This window comes from Paenibacillus sp. FSL K6-2862 (assembly GCF_038005125.1).
GTDB lineage: Bacteria > Bacillota > Bacilli > Paenibacillales > Paenibacillaceae > Paenibacillus > Paenibacillus illinoisensis_A.
In genome coordinates this window covers 636,259-656,460 of sequence record NZ_JBBOSN010000001.1, presented here as the reverse complement: position 1 = coordinate 656,460, position 20,202 = coordinate 636,259, and the positions used below count along the sequence as shown (strand labels likewise).

General features: G+C 49.5%; 19 protein-coding genes, 1 pseudogene and 1 riboswitch. Of the genes and pseudogenes, 6 read left to right on the top strand and 14 right to left on the bottom strand.

Going from position 1 to position 20,202, the window contains the following annotated elements:
- Positions 1-74: 74 nt before the first annotated feature.
- The 6 genes and pseudogenes from MHB82_RS03135 to MHB82_RS03110 form a co-directional block, all read right to left on the bottom strand.
- Positions 75-1,030: pseudogene (locus tag MHB82_RS03135) on the bottom strand (IS30 family transposase).
- A 216-nt stretch (positions 1,031-1,246) separates the two neighbouring features.
- Complete coding sequence (locus MHB82_RS03130; protein ID WP_110755419.1) at positions 1,247-1,456, bottom strand: hypothetical protein; 210 nt, start codon at positions 1,454-1,456, stop codon at positions 1,247-1,249.
- A gap of 11 nt (positions 1,457-1,467) precedes the next feature.
- The gene (locus MHB82_RS03125; protein WP_095362120.1) at positions 1,468-2,019 is read right to left on the bottom strand and encodes a VanZ family protein; all 552 of its coding nucleotides are present in this window, start codon (positions 2,017-2,019) and stop codon (positions 1,468-1,470) included.
- A 28-nt stretch (positions 2,020-2,047) separates the two neighbouring features.
- Positions 2,048-2,911, bottom strand: a complete 864-nt coding sequence (locus MHB82_RS03120) for a M15 family metallopeptidase (protein ID WP_341173777.1) — start codon at positions 2,909-2,911, stop codon at positions 2,048-2,050.
- Positions 2,912-3,009: 98 nt separating this feature from the next.
- A complete protein-coding gene (locus tag MHB82_RS03115) occupies positions 3,010-4,098 on the bottom strand; it encodes a HAMP domain-containing sensor histidine kinase (protein WP_341173776.1) in 1,089 nt (362 codons plus the stop codon).
- Positions 4,091-4,786 (bottom strand): response regulator transcription factor, encoded by a 696-nt coding sequence (locus MHB82_RS03110; RefSeq protein ID WP_095293200.1) that lies wholly within the window; start codon positions 4,784-4,786, stop codon positions 4,091-4,093. Before MHB82_RS03110 ends, MHB82_RS03115 begins: the two co-directional genes overlap by 8 nt.
- Positions 4,787-4,870: 84 nt before the next feature.
- Between MHB82_RS03110 and MHB82_RS03105 the strand changes: the two genes are divergently transcribed.
- The 4 genes from MHB82_RS03105 (at position 4,871) to MHB82_RS03090 (ending at position 8,269) form a co-directional block, all read left to right on the top strand.
- Positions 4,871-5,821 (top strand): helix-turn-helix transcriptional regulator, encoded by a 951-nt coding sequence (locus MHB82_RS03105; RefSeq protein ID WP_341173775.1) that lies wholly within the window; start codon positions 4,871-4,873, stop codon positions 5,819-5,821.
- 73 nt (positions 5,822-5,894) lie between these two features.
- Positions 5,895-6,728: a zinc ribbon domain-containing protein gene (locus MHB82_RS03100; protein ID WP_341173774.1), complete on the top strand. Its 834-nt coding sequence runs from the start codon at positions 5,895-5,897 to the stop codon at positions 6,726-6,728.
- A 501-nt stretch (positions 6,729-7,229) separates the two neighbouring features.
- A complete protein-coding gene (locus tag MHB82_RS03095) occupies positions 7,230-7,397 on the top strand; it encodes a hypothetical protein (protein WP_164764361.1) in 168 nt (55 codons plus the stop codon).
- 182 nt (positions 7,398-7,579) lie between these two features.
- Positions 7,580-8,269 carry a hypothetical protein gene (locus tag MHB82_RS03090; protein WP_341173773.1) on the top strand — a complete coding sequence of 230 codons (690 nt, stop codon included), beginning with the start codon at positions 7,580-7,582 and terminating at the stop codon, positions 8,267-8,269.
- Positions 8,270-8,535: 266 nt separating this feature from the next.
- On the opposite strand, the gene thiC is transcribed toward MHB82_RS03090, so the two are convergent.
- Both thiC and MHB82_RS03080 read right to left on the bottom strand, forming a co-directional pair.
- Entirely contained in the window at positions 8,536-10,341 is a 1,806-nt protein-coding gene (gene thiC / locus MHB82_RS03085) for a phosphomethylpyrimidine synthase ThiC (protein WP_341173772.1), read from the bottom strand.
- Positions 10,342-10,694: 353 nt separating this feature from the next.
- A riboswitch (TPP riboswitch) is annotated at positions 10,695-10,808 on the bottom strand.
- Between the two features lie 122 nt (positions 10,809-10,930).
- On the bottom strand, positions 10,931-11,674 hold the full coding sequence (locus MHB82_RS03080; RefSeq protein ID WP_341173771.1) for an IclR family transcriptional regulator: 744 nt from the start codon (positions 11,672-11,674) through the stop codon (positions 10,931-10,933).
- A 361-nt stretch (positions 11,675-12,035) separates the two neighbouring features.
- Here MHB82_RS03080 and MHB82_RS03075 point away from each other — a divergent pair, with 361 nt between their 5' ends.
- Both MHB82_RS03075 and MHB82_RS03070 read left to right on the top strand, forming a co-directional pair.
- The gene (locus MHB82_RS03075; RefSeq protein ID WP_095362113.1) at positions 12,036-13,061 is read left to right on the top strand and encodes an alpha/beta hydrolase; all 1,026 of its coding nucleotides are present in this window, start codon (positions 12,036-12,038) and stop codon (positions 13,059-13,061) included.
- A gap of 150 nt (positions 13,062-13,211) precedes the next feature.
- Positions 13,212-14,519 (top strand): Fe-Mn family superoxide dismutase, encoded by a 1,308-nt coding sequence (locus MHB82_RS03070; protein ID WP_341173770.1) that lies wholly within the window; start codon positions 13,212-13,214, stop codon positions 14,517-14,519.
- Positions 14,520-14,665: 146 nt separating this feature from the next.
- Here the strand turns inward: MHB82_RS03070 and MHB82_RS03065 are convergent, their stop codons facing one another.
- The 6 genes from MHB82_RS03065 to queG all read right to left on the bottom strand — a co-directional run bounded on the left by MHB82_RS03065 (position 14,666) and on the right by queG (position 20,062).
- Positions 14,666-14,890, bottom strand: a complete 225-nt coding sequence (locus MHB82_RS03065; RefSeq protein ID WP_095293207.1) for a hypothetical protein — start codon at positions 14,888-14,890, stop codon at positions 14,666-14,668.
- 70 nt (positions 14,891-14,960) lie between these two features.
- Complete coding sequence (locus MHB82_RS03060; protein WP_341173769.1) at positions 14,961-15,824, bottom strand: lipoate--protein ligase family protein; 864 nt, start codon at positions 15,822-15,824, stop codon at positions 14,961-14,963.
- 179 nt (positions 15,825-16,003) lie between these two features.
- Positions 16,004-16,597, bottom strand: coding sequence for a GTP cyclohydrolase I FolE (folE, locus tag MHB82_RS03055; protein WP_095293209.1), 594 nt, complete (start codon positions 16,595-16,597; stop codon positions 16,004-16,006).
- Positions 16,598-16,690: 93 nt separating this feature from the next.
- The gene (locus tag MHB82_RS03050; RefSeq protein ID WP_095362110.1) at positions 16,691-16,954 is read right to left on the bottom strand and encodes a YneF family protein; all 264 of its coding nucleotides are present in this window, start codon (positions 16,952-16,954) and stop codon (positions 16,691-16,693) included.
- A gap of 225 nt (positions 16,955-17,179) precedes the next feature.
- Positions 17,180-18,211, bottom strand: a complete 1,032-nt coding sequence (locus MHB82_RS03045) for an HD-GYP domain-containing protein (protein WP_095362109.1) — start codon at positions 18,209-18,211, stop codon at positions 17,180-17,182.
- 15 nt (positions 18,212-18,226) lie between these two features.
- Positions 18,227-20,062, bottom strand: a complete 1,836-nt coding sequence (gene queG / locus MHB82_RS03040; RefSeq protein ID WP_095362108.1) for a tRNA epoxyqueuosine(34) reductase QueG — start codon at positions 20,060-20,062, stop codon at positions 18,227-18,229.
- Between the last annotated feature and the right edge of the window lie 140 nt (positions 20,063-20,202).

Sequence of the window (20,202 nt, the reverse complement as noted above, 5' to 3'; positions counted from 1 at the left end):
GTTATTATAACGATAGTAAAAGCTTGAAAATATGTAATAAACAATTTAATTTAAACTATACTTACGACAGATTATCAAACCAAGTGCGACAGTTCCTCTGTGAAAGATTCGTGAGCGGTTCTCCAACCCAAGCATTTTCGTGGTCTGTGGTTTATTAGATCTAGTGAACTGGCAAGATCTTCATCCTCGACTGAGCGAGATCGGTGCCTTTCGGGAAAAACTCTCGAAGCAATCCATTCGCATTCTCATTGGAACCGCGTTGCCAAGACGAATATGGATCAGCAAAATAAACGTGCAGGTCATGGCTTGTTTCCAGATTGGCATAGCATGCAAACTCCTTTCCCCGGTCAGCCGTGGCTGTGAGGAAAGTGCCTGTGGGATACTGTGAGATGGCTACACCAAGCGCAATTTCCATAGACAGAGCAGTGCGATCAGGCAAGAGAATGGCGGTATATAGACGGTTTTTGCGTTCAATGAGCGTGGCTATGCATCCTTTACTTTTCCCACGACTAGATACGACGGTATCCAGTTCCCAGTGCCCAAACGTTTCACGAGAACGAACCTCTTGGGGACGATCCGAAATGGATCTGCCAATGGTAAATTTACCGCGAGTTTCTGCGGGTTTCTGACGCTTTCCTTTGTGCCGAAGAACCTGTAACGTGCCTTGAACCAGTCGACCTGCGTAGATCCAGCGATAGATCGTTTTGAAGGATACTGCTGGCAAGCCTTCGGTACGGAAGCGTTGATTGATCTGTTCCGGAGACCACGTTGCCTTCAGTTTTTCCTCCAGTGAAGCAGCTAAGGTGCTTGACCATTTACCTGAAGAAACAGAGGATTGACGACGCTTCTCATAAGCGTTCTGAGCGTGTTCTGCCTGATAGGGATACGATGAATTAGCACGATCTAGTTCGCGGCAAATCGTGGACGAATGTCTCCCCAGTTCTTTTGCAATAGCTCTTGAGCTTTTGCCTTGTCTGTGGAGGATTTCTAGCTTGCTGCGTTCGATTATGCTAAGATGTGAATAACTCATGGACTGATTCTCCTTGTGTGAATGCTGGTGTGGTAACTTTCATTCTACACGAATCAGGCTGTGAGCCATTTTTTTATTTCAGTAGGGTGTCGCACTTCATATTACAATCCGTCAAATACAAAAAACAAAAAGCTTCCCACCACCGTAGTAGAACGTGATGAAAAGCTTAATATGATGCATGTAAGATTGCTCTGTTTACTTAAGCTCAGTATCTTCCTAGTGTCCGATATGATGTGACGCCTCATCCAACAGCTGGATTGTACCCATGATCAGGAACAGACATGACATAACGATCAGTGAGCCTCCGACCCATCTCGACATGATCACTCGTTCCGCGATCTGCCGGCTCGAGCCATCTGTTACACTTCGTGGGTACACAAGAAACATCAAACCGGTGCTCATCAATAGTAAAGTGACTAGGATCATAATCTCCCTCCTTACACAGGACTCTCTTTAGGATTATACTCCTTCTTCACCGTTCGGGATTCTCCTCCAATCAACAACCGTTTCATGCCGAGAGCCATGGTAAACAGAATATATCCAATCACCCCGCCTAATGTATTCAACATCAGATCGTCCACATCGAATATGCCCATGCCAGTGAGCAGCTGTGTTACTTCATAGCCTAAACTTAGAAGTAGAGATGACAGAAATACGTTCGCTCCTGACAGCAGCTTGTTGCCCATCAGCATCGGAATGAACATCCCCAGTGGAATGAAAGCCATCACATTGCCCACCAGATGGATTGCAGTGCCTGGACGATGCAGTGACAGGCTGTTCCAATCTCTTGAGATCTCCTGAAATGGCGTCAGATTGACGGTTCGTGTATGAATCAAATCCGGTTGATGAAGAAAAGCCATAAGCTGGACCCGGACAACTTCAAAGTCGACCGGCCCCCCTTTAAAGAGAATGAGCTTGGTTAGCAGATACAAATAGATGATTAACGCGGCAATCCAAAGGATTTTATGTTTGATTTTTCTCTGTCTCATGTTGAAGAACCTCCTTTGTGCAGCCTTGTTACTCCTTTACTGTGACAATGACTCCATCCCTGTTATCTCCCGATATGTCATATTGGCCATGCTCAGGTATGTATACGGTCGTATCCCCGGCTGCCCGGTAATAGCGGATATGATACTTCTCACCCTCCACTTCAACCATAATGTTATCTTTCTCTTTTAGCAAATCCAGATACTCTTCCAGCACCAGGTTATTCTTATACATGACAGCACTATGCGGAAGTCCCACATATCGAAAGTGCCAGGGTTCATATTGAATGCCCGTGAGACTCACCTTGTCCTTCGGATAACGGAGGATAAATCCATATTTCCAGGCATTTTTCTCGAGCCAGGCACCCTCTGGCGCTTCATCCATGGTGGTCAGCGTGGAGCCGATATCCATGGATAATCCGAGATTATGCTCACTGTGTCCTGCCGGAAGGGCGTAGTCTGATCCCTTTTCCTGATAAAGTTCATCCTGCTTGGCGAAGTCCCGATATCCGCTGCTGATGAGAAAATAACGTACTCCCTCTTCACCGGCCGCTTCAATCATCTTCTGAAAGGCTTGGGCCACCTCTCTCGAGAGCAATATGTTTTGATCCAACAATCCGTATCCACGGACCAGATCGTCCTGCTGCGCCACATTTATAATATCGGTTCTTATGCCTTCCGGATGAACCGGATAGGTTGTATTAACAAGCAGCAAGTTGCCCTTATGTACTTGATCCTGAATATTACCGGTGATGGATACCGTATACCCCGTATGGTTTTCATGCTTATCCTGAATTTCAATGATCATCTCATCCTTCTGCTGAAAAGATGCCGGCGATCTGGTCATCACGTATCCGATCAAAATGATGCATATCAAAAAGCCCCACTTCTTCATCCTTGCTCCTCCTTTGCCTCGTACAATCAAGGATAGAGAAAACTAGTTAAAGAAAAAGCAGGGCATTTTTAAAGTTTTTCTTAAATTTGACGGCAACCTCATTCCATTGCTGGAAGGCGCACCTCAAATAAGGTCCGTAACACATCACTCTGAGCCGAAATGGACCCGTCATGCTGTTCCACAATATTTCGGGCAATAAACAGGCCGAGGCCTGTCCCACCCTCCTGAGGGGTCCGTGCACGATCTCCGGTGTAATACATATCGAAAATATGCGGCAAATCCTCCGGGTGAATATGCCCTCCATAGTTGATAACCTGGATGACGACCTGATCTGCTTCCCGGTATCCTTTCAGGTCCACATAGATGCCATCCTTGCCATGGCGTGCAGCATTAATCAGCAGGTTCTCAAACACCCTGGCGAGCAATTCTCCGTCACCGGAGATGGTCAAATCCGACTCGATGGTTAATCGGGTGAGCAGACGATTCTTCTCAAATACAGGATATAATTCTTCATTCATCTGTTTCAGCAGTTCGCTAAGATCCAGCCGCATTTTCTGTATAGGCAGCATGCCATAATTCATCCGGGTAATTTCAAACAAACTATCAATCAGCTTCTCCAGCCGCTGGGATTTGGTAAAGGCAATCGATGTAAAGTGTCTGACCTGTTCCTCTGTCAGCTGATCATCCTTCATGAGCAGATCCAAATACCCAAGCACAGAAGTCAGCGGTGTTCGCAAATCGTGTGCCAGATTAACGACGAGCTGGTCCTTGCTGTTTTCGGCAAAATCTCCCCGTTCTACCGCCTCCCTAAGCTTCTCACTCGCCAAATTCACATCCTCCGCGATTGTACCCAATTCATCCTTCGAAGAGATCTGGACTCGATGCTGGAAGTCTCCATTTGCCAAATGCCTGATGCCTGTGGAAATATCCTTGAAATAGGTCACGTAGGGCTTGGTAAACCAGAAGAAAAACAGAATGGCGAGCGGGATGAATAAAATGAGGAAGAAATAGATATCTCCAATGCTTTTCATAAAATGGCGATATTCGGCAAGCTGATCTTCTGCTCTCACACCTGAATAATAAGCCTGCAAAAGCTTGTAAATCCCATAGGTGATCGCGCCAGAAGCCAGCATGCTCAGACCCAGCAGCATAATCATGGTTGTCCGAAAACTTCTTTGTTTAGTCATTAAATGTATACCCCACGCCCCAGATCGTTTTGATAAACTTATTCTTGTCCAGATCTTCTCCGAGCTTTTTGCGCAGGGTTCGAATATGGACCATTACAGTATTGCCGCTCTCGTAATAGGCCTCTCCCCATACCTGTTCAAAAATGCTTTCCGCGCTGAACACCTGCTTGGGGTGACTTGCAAGCAGATACAGAATGTCGAACTCCTTCGGTGTTAGTTCCACCGGTTTGCCGTAGAGTGTTACGCTATGCTGATCCGGCGCGATGACGAGTCCGCCCTTCTCCAGAATGGAACGCTGGACGGGTACAGACTGGCTGAATTGCAAGGAACGACGAAGCTGGGAGTTCACCCGGGCTACGAGCTCCATCGGATTGAACGGCTTGGTCATATAATCATCAGCGCCCATCACGAGACCCGTAATTTTGTCCATATCCGACGTTTTGGCACTCAGGAAAATGATCGGCATGTGGTGCTGTTCCCGGATTTTGCGGGTGACCTCATAGCCGTCCATGCCTGGCATCATAATGTCCAGGACTGCCAAATCGATCGCTTGCGTCTGAATGGCGTGCAGGGCCGACTTGCCATCGTATGCCGTGACGATGTGGTATCCTTCTTTTTGCAAATGCAAAGCAACCAGATCAGCGATCTCAACTTCATCGTCCGCAATCAGAATCGTAATTCGCTTCATTGCTTATCCCACTCCTATATGTGATGCTCAACAATATAACATATCTGAATCCAACATATAAATCATTGAGAGGAAACCTTTTTTATGAAATTGGACCGTTTATTAGCCATCGTTGTACTACTAATTAATCGTGGCCGTGTACAGGCCAAGGATCTGGCAGACACGTTTGAAGTTTCTATCCGCACCATTTATCGTGACATTGATACCCTGGGCCAGGCAGGCATTCCTGTCGTGACATATCAGGGCATGAGCGGTGGCATCGGCCTTGCGGAAGGTTATCGTCTGGATCGAAACGTATTGACTGACCGGGATCTGGCCTCTATTGTTACCGCACTGCGCAGCGTCTCCACATCGCATACCAATGTAGCGCGGGAGTTGTTGATGGAGAAACTAAGCAGCATTGTGCCGGAATCCAAAAATGATGACTTTCAGGCCGAAACCAATCGTTTCATTGTGGATTATTCGATGTGGACCCACCCGGAAGCGCTGCAAGACAAACTGCAAATCATTGAACAGGGACTGGATCAGCTGCGTTCAATCACCTTTACCTATTGCAGCGCCGAAGGAGCCAAAACTCACAGAACCGTCGATCCTCATACCCTTGTTCTTAAAAAGCACTCCTGGTACCTCTATGCGTTCTGTCATGAGCGTAATGAGTTTCGCATGTTCAAACTGGTCCGTATGCAGGACGTGACACTTGCTCATGGAAGCTTTGAACGCAAACCCATCAACCTGCAGGACAGGCCCTGGCAGCAGGAATGGGCGACTCCAGGGAACACGGTTGCCATGACGATGAGATTCCACGCCCGTGTCCGTCATATCGCCGAAGAGTGGTTTGGCATAGAGAACGTGATCCCAGACGGCCAGGGATATTATATAAGTCAGGTGGCTTTTCCGGAAGATAACTGGCTGTACGGGTTCATTCTTGGCTTTGGCGCAGATGCCGAGGTATTGGAGCCTCTTCATATACGTGACGAGATTCGCCGGATTGCAGAACAAATCGTGCAAAATTATGCTGCTCCTCCGCAAACCTGACAGACTGATGTCCAGTTCCTCTCGTTATACTTCATCTATATTTAAGCTGTACATAACGAGGAGGAATTGATGAATGAACGTCACTATATGCCAGAGCTGCGGAATGCCGCTGACCACCCCTACCCAATTCGGAACGGAAACAGATGGAAGTGCAACCCGTGATTACTGTATCTATTGCTACAAAGAAGGCATGTTCCAACAGCCCAACATTACAATGGAAGGCATGATTGAGATGTGCACCGCGATCCTCATGGAAGAAGGTATGGATCAGGAATCAGCGTGGGCAATGCTGCGCAATCAGCTTCCCTTTTTGAAACGATGGAGCCCCTCCAATCCAGAAGGAAAAACAATATCGGCAGCAAGGAATTCCACAGATGGCACCGAACTTCATTTTACCGATAAAGACCAGTCCATCTTAACTCAACCTGTTCGATATGTTACACTTCCTGGCAAACGCCTGGCTGGCATATCAGCCAGAACGACCAACGCGATCGAGATGAGCGGCCAAGGCTGCATTCAGGATCTGTGGAACCGGTACTTCTCATCAGGGCACATCCCTGCACCGGAAGCAACCCGATATGGATGCTATACAGATTATACCAATGGTATACACGGTGAATACACCATCCTCGTAGGCCACGAGGTAGCTGCAGATGAAACGTTACCAGCTGGCATGAACTCCGTCGAGTTGCCACCAGCAACATACGCCGTATTCACCTCCCGCAAGGGTCCAATGGCAGAAGTTGTAGGTGAAGCATGGGGAGTCGTTTGGGGCTGGAGCAATCCGAACGAGCGAACGTTTACCGGTGATTTCGAGTTATATGATGAACGGAGTATGGATCCTGCCCAAGTTCAGGTCGATATCTATATTGCGGTAAACCAAGCTAGGGCAACTACGGAAAATTGACATTTTTCATTTACATTTCCAGATTAACGTTACACAAGCCATCCAGCTCGCTGGATGGCTTTTTTGGTGCTGTTCCACTGTCTCACCTCCAAAACACGTATAAACTCCCCCCATCCCGCTCACAACAACCGACTATGGTACCAAGTTAGTTAGCTGCAATGATACCTACTCTCCCAGACAATTTGTCTTATTTTCGTCACAATTGACATTCCTGAAACTGGGACTATTCACTTAACACCCGATTCGTTCCTCCCATACCAAACCCTGTATTTCAGGTCCTTTATTCCTGAATTTCCCTCAAACCGTTTACATCTCCTGAATACGGGGTAAAATCACTACAATCCAATTGGAATTACGTCATAACTTCCCGATTTCGTCTAACAAGTCACATGTACCTATATGCGCACTTGGAACGACTACCTGCTCAAATACATAGCCTATTTAAGATGATTGAATATTTACATGCTCAACTTATATATCTAACCCAAAGGAGGAACCAAGATGATCCGCATGCCTATTCAGCAAATGATCCCGTACCACCACCAATATCCGCGCAACACGGCGACCACTGCTCCCAAAAAGGAGAATGAGAACACTCAAGGTCTATCCTTTCACGAGATTCTGCAGCAAAAAATGGCTCAAAAGAACGCATCTCCTTCCATGCGATAAAATGAAACCTGACTGTATTGGAGTCTGATTATAGAACCGTCCTTCTGCCATTTGGCGGAGGGACGGTTGTTGGCATTGGTTTAAACGCTGTACAATTCCCGGCCCGTGTTTCTATAATGGATTAAATATCTGCAGCACTCACGACTCACAAAAAAAGAAGCATTGGCAAAGGGGATGTCATTATGATCACGATCGGCTGTTATCACGCTCACTACTCCAACATCGCACTCATTGAAGAGGCGCTCGCCCCCTATGAAGTGGAACTTGTGCATTATGTCGATCCCGGTCTGGATCGCCTTAAGCAGGATACGGACTTCTCAGAGGCTGTCATTCGAGAAAAGGTATCCCAGACATTAAAGTGGATTGCCCAGTGTCACGCAGATGCGATTCTAGTCACCTGTACCCTGTTTGCTGCAGTACTGGCGCACGAAGCACATCATGTCTCCATCCCCGTTATCGGTATTGATGATCCATTATTGCAGAAGCTGCAGCAGGATTCGAAGGAATACATTCTTGCTTTTACCAATCCAGCAACGGTTGAAGGAACGATGGCGCGGGTGAATGAAGCACTACAGCAAGGTGAAACTAACGGGCAGGCAAACGTTGCGGCTCCTTCGAGAACAAAGGCCGCACTAATTCCTGGTACATTTGAATTGATCATGCGCGGCGATAAGGAAGGATATATGGAGGCGGTGACAACGGGCCTTCAGCAACTCGCTGCACAGTCACCAGAGAAAACAATTGTAGCTGCTCAGCTATCCATGGCTCCCGCGGCAGCCCTTGCTTCAGCAAATACGGGTAGTGAGATTTACAGCCCGCTCGCATCGCTGGCATCTTATTTGGAGCAGCAATTAAAAATTGGTAGACGTTAGTTAGGGTTATTCATTGCGTGCATGAAAGCTACCTCTGCCTTTCACGCATTAAAAAGGCTCTCGAAGGAGGGCCTGCACTCAGAGGAATACCTGACGTCAACGCTGTGCTTGAGCAGCCGTTAGCCGGCTCCAACATAGAAATATCCGGAAGTTTACTTTTCTTATCAACGAAGCTAAAGGATTACAACTAAAAGCCGCTCTTCTCCCAGTAGTGGAGAGAACGGCTTTTATATATCTTAGGCTGCTTAAATTGCGCTGTAACGAGCTTAGGTTCGGGTTCGGTATTCCTCAGCCTTCTCCTGCATTCCGGCCGCTACAGCCTCATTCTCGGACAAGCCTTTGTCTGCGGCAAATGCACGAATATCCTGCGTAATGCGCATGCTGCAAAATTTAGGTCCGCACATGGAGCAGAAATGGGCCTCCTTGGCCCCTTCAGCCGGGAGTGTCTCATCGTGATAGGACAGCGCACGTTCCGGATCCAGTGACAGGTTGAACTGGTCCCGCCAGCGGAATTCGAAACGGGCCTTCGACAACGCGTCATCCCGGCGCTGTGCACGCGGATGGCCTTTGGCCAGATCAGCGGCATGTGCCGCAATCTTGTAGGCAATAACGCCCTCCCGGACATCATCCTTGTTTGGCAGGCCCAGATGCTCCTTTGGTGTCACATAACAGAGCATCGACGTTCCGAACCAGCCGATCATCGCCGCTCCAATGGCTGAGGTAATATGGTCATAGCCTGGTGCTATATCGGTTGTCAGCGGACCGAGTGTATAGAATGGTGCCTCCTTGCAGATCTCCATCTGAAGGTCGACATTCTCCTTAATCTTGTGCATCGGCACATGTCCTGGCCCCTCAATCATCACCTGCACATCGTGCTTCCACGCAATCTGTGTCAGTTCACCAAGCGTAGCAAGTTCAGCCATCTGGGCTTCATCATTGGCATCATAGATGCTGCCCGGGCGGAGTCCATCTCCGAGAGAGAAGGCTACATCATACCTTTTCATGATTTCACAGATTTCCTCAAAATGCGTATATAAAAAATTCTCCTGATGGTGTGCAAGGCACCATGCCGCCATAATGGAACCACCCCTTGAAACAATGCCAGTCATCCGTTTGGCCGTCATCGGTATGTAACGCAGCAGTACGCCTGCATGGATTGTAAAGTAATCCACACCCTGCTCAGCCTGCTCAATGAGCGTATCCCGGTACAACTCCCAGGTGAGTGCCTCAGCTTCGCCATTCACCTTCTCCAGCGTCTGATATAGCGGCACCGTCCCGATCGGTACCGGGGAATTGCGGATAATCCATTCCCGAGTGGTATGGATATCCTTGCCCGTGGAAAGATCCATTACCGTATCGGACCCCCAGCGTACCGCCCAAGTCATTTTCTCCACTTCTTCTTCAATCGAAGAGGATACGGCAGAGTTGCCAATATTCGCGTTGATCTTCACGTGGAAATGACGTCCGATCAGCATCGGTTCGCTCTCTGGATGATTGATATTCGATGGCAGAATGGCCCTTCCGCTCGCCAGCTCCTGCCGGACGAATTCCGGCTCCACGCCCTCACGGATAGCAGCAAACTCCATCTCAGGCGTAATGATGCCCTGCCTCGCATAGTGCATTTGGGTGACACAGCGTCCGGATTGTGCACGCAGCGGTTTGCCGCGGAGGCCTGGATATTCTTCAGCTCCGGTTCTCTTGCCTCCAGGCTTCAGCCCGTTATCCTCCGGTTTGACGGTGCGTCCCTGGTACGCTTCTACATCGTTTCGTTCTGTAATCCATTGTGCACGCAAAGCTGGCAGGCCTGCCCGGATATCGGCGTGAAATCCGGGATCCGTCATAGGGCCGCTCGTATCGTACACGCGCAGCGGCTCGTTATGCTCCACCCCTTGGGGTGTATTCGTGTCATGAAGGGCAATTTCACGCTCGGGTACGGCAATGTCCGGACGCGAGCCCTGAATGTAAACTTTGCGGCTGCCGGGAAACGGTTGGACCCGTTCAGCCGCCACTGTTCCCTTTTCCAACCCCTGTCCTACATGTTCCTGTGCTGTTGTTCTGTTGTTTGTGCTCATCGCTACCTCTTCCTCCTCGTTGATTGTCCCATGGATGGGCCAGTTTGATTGCTCATGCACCCGTTCCATATCATCCACGCATAGGCAAGAAAAGAGCGGCCAACTTCCGAAGAAAGAACATTACAGCGGCATAGCGCAGACAGAATCTGGCACAGGCATAAGTGGGTTACACCCAACTCAGCTCCCCCGCAAAAGAAGATAATCCCCTCTGCTGCGAATGATCGCTTGACGCTGTAAATAAAAAAAGCCGGTTCCCGAGGGAACCGGCTTATGTCCATCACCTATAACAAGCCTGATGCCAAGCTCCCACAAGTGGAGACATGCCAAAGGCTGGATTATGCAGGTGTTCGTGGTTATATCGCCGATTACTTCCCTACGCTGGTATGATCCAGATCAGGTGCAAAGGGTCCGGAATCTCATGCGATCCCGTCTCAGTCCGGACAATTCGGACTCCCCCAGTAACGTTAACAGTTGCGGTATGTGTACCGCAGTTTCATATTCAATTCATTCCAGCCTCGCTGGGCTGTCCATTACAGACTAGCGCAAGCTCATCAGAAAAACAACCCTTTATCTTCCATTGCACGCCGGATCAGGACAACATGAGGCCCATCTGCGCGGCTGCTTCCTTCAGTACAGGTGCATATTCGTGCAAAGTTTCCTGGGACAGGCGGCTAACGGGACCCGATACGGATAGCGCAGCAGCAATATTCCCCTTTCGATCCATAATGGGAACCGATACTGCAGCCGCTCCAGGCTCACGTTCTTCGTAGCTGGTCGCATACCCAGTCTCCCGGATATCGCCCATCTGGGCCAGATAAACTTCGGGATCGATAAATACGGGCCATTCGGGGCCATTCATCAGTTCCTCCCGGTCTTCTTCCGTCGCAAATGCCATGAGTACCTTGCTGGAAGCCCCTACGGATAGAGGAAGACGTACACCAACCGGAGCCACCCGCCGGATGGCCTGATCACTCTGAACAGCCTGAATACGGATACGCTCACTGCCATCCCGCAGGTACAGACTGACCGTCTCACCCAAACGATCTCTGAGCCGCTCCATCGCTGGAAGCAGCAAAATAGCAGGGTCATCACTACGGGACATATGAGCAGACAGCTCCCAGATTCGAATGCCGAGCCTGTATTTCTCAGTGGCCGCATCGCGAATGACGAATCCCTTCTCCTCCAGCGTCGCCATCAGACGATGAACCGTACTTTTGTGCAAACCAATCTGGCTCGCAATTTCCGTGAGTCCAAGATCGCTCCGTGTGGTAAAACATAATAATATATCCAGCGCCCGTTCTACAGCCCGGACGGTTAATTTGCGGTCTTCCATGGCATAAAGCCCTCCTCATGTTTCATCACATGAAACTTGGTTACATAAATTATATGAGAAACGATCTCATCTGTAAACTAAAATGAGCCAAATCATGACGATAAGAAGTGTAAATATTTTCTTTTTATAAGACTAAATCCCCTGCAATTTGCACCATCAGGAAATGTTACCCATATATCTTTTGGACTATATAACAATTGCGTAACAAATGCCTCCAATCAATTGACTTTGACTATATGGAAACATACGATAAAGATATAAAAGCAAGACTTTGCTGCACATGCCAGCAAGGACACCACGACATACTATCTGATCTGAACTCGTTGTTATCTTCAATTGATCTTAATAAGGAGGGGCAATCATGTTTCCGACATCCCAGAGCGAAGCCCCGCTGCAAACGAAAGTGTCCGATCTGCCTTCTTCGTTATCACCGAGGCTGATCCGGTTCAAACATATTATCGTAGCGTTGCTGCTCTCCGTTGTATTTTTTCTGCTCTTTTGTTTCATCGCCTTACACGGCTATATTGCCTGGGTATTATCCAACCCGACCGTAGCTCCCGTGTTCTCCAATCCCATGCAGGCCAAGAACATGAAATACGAGGACATCACGTTCCCGGCAGCAGATGGCAGCCGTACGATGCAGGGCTGGTATATCCCCGCAGACACAGATGTCAACAAAACCATTATCTTCAGTCATGGATATGGGGCCAATCGGGAGGAAACCTGGGTTCCCATGTATGACCTCGCTCACTATGCCCACCAGCTCGGGTTCAATGTCGTGATGTTCGACTATGGTTTCGCCTCACAGGTGAACAAGGCAGTCGCTACAGGAGGCAAAGCCGAGTCCCAGCAATTGCTTGGTGCCATTCAGTTCGCCAAGCAGCGCGGTGCTCAGGAGCTTGTCGTCTGGGGATTCTCAATGGGCGCAGGCACGGCATTACAGACTGGGCTGCTAACCGAGAACGTGGATGCCATGATTCTCGACAGCACCTTCCTGCTGGAGCCGGATACACTGTATCACAACATTCATAACCAGATTGATCTGCCTCGCCAACCAACTTTGCAGATCATGAATCTGTTATTCCCGGTTCTGAATGGCACCGGATTACAGCAGATTCCGTATCAGGAAGTCAAAAAGAAAGACTATCCGTTCCCGATCTTCTTCATTCACGGGACGGAGGATGAGAAGGCTCCATATCCAATCGCCGAGCTTCTCGCCGCCAACCAGACGAACACCTACTCAGAGGAATGGATTGTGCAGGACGCGCATCATGAGCTGATCTTCCGGGAACATCCGAAGGAGTATCTCCGCCGTGTCTCTACGTTCCTGAGTCATGTGACGAAGACGAGCAGCGATGATGTGGAAAATACCAATACCGGAGAATAGAATCTTCCGGTGATCAGAGCCCCTATGGGGCTCTTTTTTTATGCACACATAGGACAACATGGCAGGAGAATATACTTTTGGGACGGTTATAAATGGTTAATCACAGTATCCCTTGATTTTACAATTTAATTGAATGGAGGTTTGCCGCATATGAATTGGTCTAGCTATGGACCCTTGCTGCCTCTGCGCATCCTAGAGGAGATAAGGTTCTGGAAGGAGCAGGAGAAAGAGCATACGCTTGTTATCCGGGCACTGGTTCCCGATCTGGAGCCCACTTACGTGAAGCTGCTTGAAGAATGGGCAGTGACGTTTGAAAATACCGAGAAGGTAGCCAACCAGCTGCTGAAGCAGCTGTTACCCGGAACCCATCCGCCTGCCCCTTACATTATCGGATGTGTGGAACAGCTTGTCGCCTCTGCACGTTCACAATCGCGGGAGTTCATCAGGCAGCTGTACGTCCTGCTTGAGCAAAGTGCCGCTGTGCAAGCTGTCCCGCTCGCTAAGGCAGTCATTCTGCACTTTATCCGCGAATCGGAGTATTTCCTCGGCGTACTCGATACCTTGATTCAGCCTGGAATCATGCGGGATTCGGCAAGTGATGCACCCTTTTCTTTGGAGAAGTATGTTCAATTGTCAGGACGCACCGAGCGTGAAGCAGCGGAGGAGCCGTCTTCCGTTGCTGGAAAAGCTAACGCTCCGTCAGCTCCATCAGCTCCGGCACCTTCATCATCTTCTTCACAGGTGCAGTATTCAGAGGTCTCCGGTCTATCACCTTCTTCCGGTACGACAGAGACCATCACCTTACCTTCTACACCTCCAGTAAAGGAGAGACCTGTTCCGATTGGAGGACACACGCTGCCTCCTCTGCCGTATGCCTACAACGCACTCGAACCACATATTGACGAGATGACGATGCGCATTCATCACGATAAACACCATCAATCCTATGTGGATGGACTCAATACAGCCGAGAAGAAATTGGCAGAGTCGCGCAAAAAAAATAATTTCGAACTCGTCAAACATTGGGAACGAGAACTTGCCTTCAATGGTGCAGGCCATTACCTGCATACGATCTTCTGGACGATCATGAATCCCAAAGGCGGCGGCAAACCTTCCGGCTTGCTTGCTGAACAGATCAAACGAGATTTTGGCAGTTATGAGGCATTCAAAAATCAATTCACTGAAGCAGCCAACAAAGTGGAAGGCAGCGGTTGGGCTTTGCTCGTCTGGAGCCCGCGGGCGCACCGTTTGGAGATTTTACAGGCAGAAAAGCACCAGAACCTGTCCCAGTCCGACATCGTCCCCCTCCTGCCGCTGGATGTATGGGAGCATGCCTACTATCTGAAGCATCAGAATGAGCGCAAGAAATATATTGAGGACTGGTGGAATGTCGTCTATTGGCCTGCGGTGGCTGAACGTTACGAAACGGCACGGAAGCTGTTGTGGCCACCCTACTAGAACTGAAAAGGGAACAAGAAAAAAGAGATATCTCCAGCCTGTAGACTGCCAGATATCTCTTCTTCATTTGCAATAAAAAAAGCAAGCCCTCTTGATTCAAGAAGACTTGCTTGTATTTGGATAGGTCTCTGACGCGTCATGCTAGACTAGGAAGCACAGCCCTCGCACGCAACATAGTTGTCCCCAACCTGTTTGCTGATGGCAATCAGGTCACCCAGCTTGATATCTTCCTCACCTGTGAACTCCAGGTCGGCAATACGTGCAACGATCAAAGCCGCAGCTTCTTCCTTGCTTGTTGCCATTTGGCTGAACTCAGACTTCTCGCCTGAAGAAACAACCTCATATTCAAATGTATATCTCAAAGTTTCCATCTTGGCACTCTCCTTCCGAAATCACATCATATCATCTCTATTAACCAATTCCAAGTGTTCTCGAACGATACTAATCGTAGCGCAATTTCATCTGCTCTGCCGTCTGCCTGACTGCCTCTCGATCAACGGACAATACGCGGTCAGTCTCAGCCAAAGGGTATCGATTACGAAGCGTACGGACCAAGGAAGCGGTGTAAGCTGCTGCAGAAGGCACTCCTGCCAGCTCTTGAAGACTCGCCATTGTGCCGGGGCGAACATCGGGATACCCTTCCTGCAGGCCGTCTGCTGCATGCTCATAGAACCTGCGTACCTCTGCCGCCAGCTTGTCTCCATGCCCTTCGACGATAATAAAAGCCGTAATAATATAAGCCTTCGCCTGTCTTCGCTGGGCGATACCGCAAAATTTCAATCCGCCGACACTAACATCATAATCACCGGGGCAGAAGGCCCCCTCGATCTCTCCGGTTTGCGCCTGATTTGACCATGGCGTTAACGACTCGGCAATAAGAGCAGCCATCTCGCGGAAGTCATCGTGAATATTAATAGCACGGGCTGGATTAGGCAAAATCAGTGAAATGTTAACCACGCCCGGATGAAGAGGCACAGCTGCACCTCCTGAGGGACGAACACAGACAGCGGTTCCCTGCGTTCTCATGCCTTCCATTGCCTCTACAGCCTTGGGGAGGCGGCGGTCCCGCAGTCCTGCAACAAAAGCGTCAGGATGACGCCAAATATGGGCGACCGGCAGATGCCCTTCGCCTACACGGCGGCACATCACCTCTTCCCATGCAAATGCCTCAAGCACACTGCTTCCATACCGAAGCAATGGTGTTTCCCAGATCTGTATACGATGCAGCCTGGATGACGAGCTGGACAGAACCGGCTGCTCTGCCCCAGGCTGTCCGGTTGTGGCTGAATCCAAAGGTACACTCATATTTGCTAACCTCCGACTAAATGAATCTGAATCAGGATAGGACAAGAACAGGGCTTTAAACATGCTGGATGTATACAAATGCTCATATAAATAAATAAGCCGGTTCCCAGGGAACTCGGCTTATTAGATGAACCGTTTTAATGATTGGACAAGGCTTGAAAACTTGTCCGGGTCAGGTCTTAGTCCTTAACCAAAGACAGAAACTCGGCACGCTGCGCCGTATTGTCCCGGAAGGAACCACGGACCGCGGATGTTACCGTCTTGCTGCCAGGCTTCTTCACGCCGCGGGAGCACATGCACAAGTGCTCACCTTCCACAACGACCATGACACCATGCGGTTCAACAGCCTCGTTCAGGATGTCGGCAATCTGTGAAGTGATACGTTCCTGAACTTGAAGACGACGGGTAACCGCCTCCACCAACCGGGCCATTTTGCTCAACCCGACAATTTTGCCGCTGGGTACATACCCAATATGCACTTTGCCGAAGAAGGGAGCCATATGATGTTCACACTGGCTGTAATAAACGATGTCCTTCACAATGACAAGCTCTTCATGATTCTCGTCAAACGTCACGCCGAGTACATCGCGCGGGTCCACTTCATACCCGCCAAAAATCTCTTCATACATCCGGGTTACGCGTGCAGGCGTCTCAAGCAGCCCTTCTCGCGTACTATCTTCTCCGATCAGTTTGAGGATCTGTTCCACATGGTACTCGATCTTCTCCCGATTGTCGGATACTTTTGAATTCAAATAATCTTTCACGCCAGCCACTGCCGAACGCCTCCTTTCGAACCACTTGGTGTAAGCCTTCTTTCACTTCCGCATTATGCATAATCGATTATGCAATTTGCTTGCTTACAACTATTATTTTCGGCGGCCCGAGTTTTTACGCGCAGGATGCTGCCCCGGCTGAGGCATCTTCGTGCCAGGCTGCTGGTTCTTCATCATCTGCTGGGCGCGCTGCATTTGCTTGCCATTCAGGTTATAACCCATTTGCTTCGCCATTTTTTGAAGCATGTCGGGATCGCTTTGCATTTTCTCGAGTTGTTTACGCAAGTAGTACACCCCGATGAAAAATCCCCCGACCAGACCTACAATCAATGTGATAATCGGTATTACTATTTCCATCTCTTAGACACCTCTGTATGCAATCTAAAAAGCCTGATAATCCGTGTCAGCACCTGATGTCCACTTGCCTGCTTGTACACGTGTCACGGACCGGATTTCCTGAAAGTTATCATAGCATTTCCGCACGATTGGAGCAAACGGATTTTCCAGCTAATAGTTAAAAAACAGTGAACCCAAACTTCGCTTCAACCTGAGGGTAAACCTCTCATGAAGATCCATGTAAACCTAGGTCATAACCGTCTCAATGAAAACGGTCGTTTCCCTGGCCAGATCCACTTCGATCACATCCAGATCATAACGCGTGCTTCCGCGTGCAACCCGAATGACCGGTCTGCCTGGCAGCCCCCGATGCTGCCGGACAATGACTCCAGTTTCTCTGGTGGACAGCCTGACGGCTGTTCCATTCGGATATACGGATACGCTGCGGTTAAATTCAATCAAAATGTCCCGATCCAGTTTCGTACCCGACATGGCCATCATCTCTTCACAGGCTTCATGCGGCAGCAGGCTTTGACCAGACGAGCCGTTGATCAGATTATCATAGATATTGGCCGCAGCGACTATTTTGGCAAACAGATGAATATCCTTGCCCATAATGCCTCTCGGCAGCCCGGTACCATCCACATGCTCATGGTGCTGAAGGGCCGTATGGGCCACAAGCAGACTGAACTCCCGCTTGGACTTGATGACTTCGAACCCCCGCCAGGTATGGTGAAGGGAAGCATTTGCTGCAGAAGCGCTGCCGGGAGGCTCTCCAACTTTGCCGATATCATGAAGCAGCGCACCCACCGCCAGATCCTTCAACTGATTGTAGTTCAAACCCAAATTGAGTCCCATCACAGATGAAAGCAAACATACATTCATGGCATGTACGTACTGGGCGTTGTCCTTGGTTCGGATATCCGTTAACTGGACAAGCAGTTCCCGCCCGTTTAATACGTCGTTCAGCAGCTTGTCTATGCTAAGGGCAACCTTTTTCGGGCTCCAGTCTTTCCCGGAGCGTACCGCCTCCAGCGTCACGCTCATTTCATTAATAATAGCCCGCTTCGTGGCTTCATCCAGAATGTCTTCTGTCTCCACGTCTTTATACGCTTCATCCTGGATGTACAGCATGGTTACGCCAATACGCTTCAGCGTATTAATCATAAATACGGTGAGCTGGACTCCTGCAGACAACAGGACTGTTCCGTTGCCTGAATATACGGTTTTGCCCAGACACTCGCCCGCCTCCACACTTTCCACGTTTACATACTTCATGAACGTCCCCCGCTCTTACGATTGCTGCTCCAATGTGAGCAATTGCTCCTTGGTTTGCAGACCGCCTACATAACCTACCAGGGTTCCGTCTTTGCCGCTGATGCGGTGACAGGGAATAATGATCGGAATCGGATTTTTGCTAATGGCATCCAGAACTGCGCGAACAGCTTTGGGTCTTCCGATCGTTTCTGCAACCTGCTGGTGTGTTGAGGCCTCTCCATAAGATATATCGGACAGGACTTGCCATACTTGAAGCTGGAACGGTGTTCCCAACAGATCCATTTCCAACTCGAAGGATTTTCGCTCCCCGGCAAAGTACTGCTGCAGCTGCTTCGCAGCTTCACTCAGCTTGTCTTCGTTTTTCTCGTATCGGTACTCACCAATCCAGGTTCGGGCCCATTGCTGCAGGTGAGCCTCACGTACATGAAATGCTCCAAAATCAATGTGACAGAGTCCCTTTTCCGTAGCACACAGCGTAAGTGTACCAATAGGTGTCAGCACTTCATCATAAAATACCGGCGTACCATGAAGCCCTGTTACGGCCGAAGGTTTCCACGCAGCCGCTTCCTGTTTCACCGGTTGGCCGGATGTATTCGAATTTGTATCGGTTGATTCATTCTTCTGTTCTTCTTGCTGCTTGTCACTCATTAGCCCAACCTGCGGCTTCTCGGGTAAGGTCCCGGACGAACTGAGTCGCTCCTTGGCCTTCTGCAGCATGCTTAGCACGTTTCCATCTTGTTCGTTAGCGGCAGCTTCCCCAATTGCTCTCATTGCGTCTTCTCCTCCAATTCTGCTTAACGCCCAGGCTGCGGTTCCCCGCAGCTCCGGACGCGGATCACGCTTCAGTACCTCCGTCAGCTTCGGTACAGCGCTTTTGTCTTTGAAATTGCCGAGTGCTATGACTGCGTTACGCTGAATCGGCTTCTTGCCTCGCCAGGCGGCAGAGCTCTGTCCAAAGCGTTCCTTGAACTCGCGGTTGCCGATGTCCAGCAGCGGTAGCAGCAGCGGCTTCACTATCTCCGGATCGGGCTGCAGATCGGGATGGTGGTCCCAGTTTTTGCCCCGATTCTTCGGACAGACGATCTGACATGTATCACAACCGTACAGACGGTTGCCTATTTTCAACATGAATTCTTCGTCCACAAACCCTTTGGTCTGCGTTACAAAAGAAATACACCGCTGTGCATTCAATTGTCCCGGACCCACCAGTGCTCCTGTCGGACAGGCATCGATACATTTGGTACATTCCCCGCAATCTTCCGTTACCGGTGTATCCGGCTGGAAGGGAATGTTGGTCACCAGTTCACCAAGATAGATCCACGATCCAAACTTGGGTGAAATGATGGAACAGTTTTTGGCGCTGAAACCAATGCCCGCTCGCTGGGATACTGCCCGGTCAACAAGTGCCCCTGTGTCCACCATGCTCTCAATCATGGCTTCCGGCACCCGTTCCCGTATAAACTGAACCAGCTTGTCCATTGCTTCGCGCAGCACATGGTGATAATCCCTGCCCCAGGCCGAACGGGCCAAAATGCCGCGATATGCACCAGGTTCCGACTTCGGCGGATTAACCATCTTCGATGGATATGCCACAGCGATGGCAATAAGCGAAGCAGGCTCGCCCTCCTTCAAGGCAGGGCGCACTCTTTTCTCGATGTCCGGTTCTTCAAAACCGGATGCATAACCGTTGTCCCGGTGCTGCTCCAGCAGTGATTTTAACGAAACAAAGGGCTCTGCAGAAGCAAAACCGACATCATCAATGCCCAGCCCGGGGGCAGCTGCCTTGATCTCCTGTTTTAACTGTTCCCACACGGAACCAGCATGAGCCGCCCCGGTCTGTACGCTCGTCATGTTCTCTTCCCTCTCTTCTTCTTCTCCACTCATATTCACTAAACAGTGAACGCCCGCCTCAGTTGGGAGGACAGGCGTCTATATCGATACACTTCCGTGTGTACCGCATTTAAATGTGATAAGGGTCTATCTATTTGACG

Coding starts and splice junctions, on each gene's coding strand:
- MHB82_RS03110 (WP_095293200.1), bottom strand. CDS start 4,786: ATGAAGCGAATTACGATTCTGATTGCGGACGATGAAGTTGAGATCGCT.
- MHB82_RS03105 (WP_341173775.1), top strand. CDS start 4,871: ATGAAATTGGACCGTTTATTAGCCATCGTTGTACTACTAATTAATCGT.
- MHB82_RS03090 (WP_341173773.1), top strand. CDS start 7,580: ATGATCACGATCGGCTGTTATCACGCTCACTACTCCAACATCGCACTC.
- thiC (WP_341173772.1), bottom strand. CDS start 10,341: ATGAGCACAAACAACAGAACAACAGCACAGGAACATGTAGGACAGGGG.
- MHB82_RS03045 (WP_095362109.1), bottom strand. CDS start 18,211: ATGAAGTATGTAAACGTGGAAAGTGTGGAGGCGGGCGAGTGTCTGGGC.
- MHB82_RS03080 (WP_341173771.1), bottom strand. CDS start 11,674: ATGGAAGACCGCAAATTAACCGTCCGGGCTGTAGAACGGGCGCTGGAT.
- MHB82_RS03115 (WP_341173776.1), bottom strand. CDS start 4,098: ATGACTAAACAAAGAAGTTTTCGGACAACCATGATTATGCTGCTGGGT.
- MHB82_RS03130 (WP_110755419.1), bottom strand. CDS start 1,456: ATGATCCTAGTCACTTTACTATTGATGAGCACCGGTTTGATGTTTCTT.
- MHB82_RS03065 (WP_095293207.1), bottom strand. CDS start 14,890: ATGGAAACTTTGAGATATACATTTGAATATGAGGTTGTTTCTTCAGGC.
- queG (WP_095362108.1), bottom strand. CDS start 20,062: ATGACGAGCGTACAGACCGGGGCGGCTCATGCTGGTTCCGTGTGGGAA.
- MHB82_RS03120 (WP_341173777.1), bottom strand. CDS start 2,911: ATGAAGAAGTGGGGCTTTTTGATATGCATCATTTTGATCGGATACGTG.
- MHB82_RS03060 (WP_341173769.1), bottom strand. CDS start 15,824: ATGAGTGTACCTTTGGATTCAGCCACAACCGGACAGCCTGGGGCAGAG.
- MHB82_RS03125 (WP_095362120.1), bottom strand. CDS start 2,019: ATGAGACAGAGAAAAATCAAACATAAAATCCTTTGGATTGCCGCGTTA.
- MHB82_RS03070 (WP_341173770.1), top strand. CDS start 13,212: ATGAATTGGTCTAGCTATGGACCCTTGCTGCCTCTGCGCATCCTAGAG.
- MHB82_RS03095 (WP_164764361.1), top strand. CDS start 7,230: ATGATCCGCATGCCTATTCAGCAAATGATCCCGTACCACCACCAATAT.
- MHB82_RS03050 (WP_095362110.1), bottom strand. CDS start 16,954: ATGGAAATAGTAATACCGATTATCACATTGATTGTAGGTCTGGTCGGG.
- MHB82_RS03075 (WP_095362113.1), top strand. CDS start 12,036: ATGTTTCCGACATCCCAGAGCGAAGCCCCGCTGCAAACGAAAGTGTCC.
- MHB82_RS03100 (WP_341173774.1), top strand. CDS start 5,895: ATGAACGTCACTATATGCCAGAGCTGCGGAATGCCGCTGACCACCCCT.